Annotated in this window: 1 protein-coding gene; it reads right to left on the bottom strand. The window is 63.6% G+C overall.

Features of this window, described 5'->3' with window-relative positions; genetic code table 11:
• On the bottom strand, window positions 1-272 hold a 272-nt coding region (locus tag QP363_RS13105), incomplete at both ends, for an aminodeoxychorismate/anthranilate synthase component II (protein ID WP_284764804.1).

Genomic DNA, 272 nt, shown 5'->3' with positions numbered 1-272 from the left:
ATCGATTCGGGATGGAATTGCACCCCGAATACCGGGAAGCTGCGGTGCTCCACCGCCATGACTTCCCCGTCCCCCACGCAGCGCGCGGTTACGGCCAGGTCACCACCGAGGGTATCGTCCTTGACGGCGAGGGAATGGTAGCGGGCCACCATTTCTTTCTCCTCGCACCCCGCAAAGAGCGTGCTGGACGTATCCATGCGCGCCGGTCGGGCGATGCCGTGCACCACTTCCGCGGCGTAGGTCACGGTAGCTCCGAAGGCTTCACATATAGC

The sequence above is a fragment of the Corynebacterium sp. UMB6689 genome (assembly GCF_030215295.1).
In the GTDB taxonomy this organism is placed as follows: Bacteria; Actinomycetota; Actinomycetes; order Mycobacteriales; family Mycobacteriaceae; genus Corynebacterium; species Corynebacterium aurimucosum.
The sequence above is the reverse complement of the archived record's forward strand: the minus strand, read 5'-3'. Positions and strand labels throughout refer to the sequence as shown.